Source organism: Gilliamella sp. CG13 (assembly GCF_046635805.1).
Lineage (GTDB): Bacteria > Pseudomonadota > Gammaproteobacteria > Enterobacterales > Orbaceae > Gilliamella > Gilliamella apicola_I.
Genome location: NZ_JBIDFM010000021.1, coordinates 1 through 1,691 on the forward strand (window position 1 = coordinate 1; position 1,691 = coordinate 1,691).

Genomic DNA, 1,691 nt, shown 5'->3' on the forward strand with positions numbered 1-1,691 from the left:
TGTCGGCTTAAACCTGACACTTCAAACAGACCGGTTCGATCATCAACCTTAATCTCCTGTTCCTCAAATCCTGATTTCGCCGATGTTAACACCAGTTTCGGCGTAATTGGCGTACTTAATGCTCCAAAGGCAATATCATTTGCGCTGTATTTTCCGTCGTTATCGGCATCGATCACCACATAACCTTTAATAACCGCACTGCCGTGATAACCTATTTCAACGCCATTCACCGCTGGATTTTGCTTTGAAAGATTAACCGTTAATGATAAGTCTTTTGCCGTCGCTGCCACCGCTTTATTACCCGTTTGGGTATAACTCAATTGGTAACTACTCCAGTCAGCCACACTTTGCGAATTGTCTGCCGTGATAATCCAATCGCCAAACGATAAGTTATCCACTTCAAAATGACCATTACTGTCAGTAATAGCTTGTCGGGTAAGATTGCCATCCGATCTTTTCAGCGTTAATTTCAGTCCTGTTAAATCTCTATCTACAGCAGTGTTCGTTTGACTGTTATCGACATCAATACTCACATGACCTTTTATCACACTATTATATTTATATGCTGAACTATTAGTTAACTCGTCTTTTGTTAACGAAGTAAACACATAACTATCACTATTTCCAGGGATGACACGGTTCGCAATTAATTGTGTTCCTTCCGGTGTGCTAACCTTAATTTGATAGTTACCGCCTTTCGGTAATTTTTCAAACTGATAGTAACCTGAATTATCGGTGTTAACCTTTTTAAGTTCAACGTAATCCGTTACACCCGGCGCCTGATAATTAAGGGTTACATTGATGCCCTTAGTCCCTTCGTTATCCTGTCTATCTCCACTTTCATTTTCATCAATCCAGACATCACCACCGATTTTTTGTTTTCCTACCAATAGATAATTATTATTTTGTGAACCATCTTTTGGTAAATTTGCGATCGGAATAATAATATGTTTCGCGTCTTTACCGGCTGAGCTTTGTTTAAACGCATAGTCGGCATTAGTGTCTAATTTAAGTATCACGGAATAGTTAGCATTATCACCAAACATCAAGTTAGAAAATTTGTACTCACCATCCACGGTTTGTTGAGTCATCAATAGCTTACCGGTACCATCTAAACCATCACGTAACTCAACAGTCAATGCTGTTTCGCTATCAAGTAAATGTGCAAACGCATTTAACTGAGTTAAATCGGTATTATTATCGGCATAATCAACATAGATTTTACCTTCGATACCTTTATCACTCGCTTGTTTGTAATAGAAATTATTGTCTTTTATGCCCACATTAGTTAAATCTAAACTAGATAAAGTATCAATTGGTTGAGTGGTACCTTTACTGTTTTTAACTAATGAATAATTATCTGGCGAGGTTACAACATTAATACTATATTTACCGGAAGGTAAGTTATAGAAATGATATTCACCGTTAGCATTTGTATATTGACGAGCGATCTCTGTTCCGCTTGAATCAATTAGACCGATCAATACATTATCAATTGGCAATTCAGGAGATGTGCCGTCAATAATAGTTTTACCCGCAATACCACTATTAATCGCTTGATTACTACCTATACCTGCCGATGGTGAAGTATTTGAACTTCCTGCCAATAAGAAATATTGGTTTTGAACTGTCTTTCCAACATCTTCAAAGTGAATCGGTTTTAAATTGATATTTGTGTTACCCTCTGCATT

At 37.5% G+C, this 1,691-nt stretch carries 1 protein-coding gene; it reads right to left on the reverse strand.

Annotation, left to right across the window (positions count from 1 at the left end):
• On the reverse strand, window positions 1-1,691 hold a 1,691-nt coding region (locus tag ACGH6R_RS11120), incomplete at both ends, for a collagen binding domain-containing protein (RefSeq protein ID WP_411599837.1).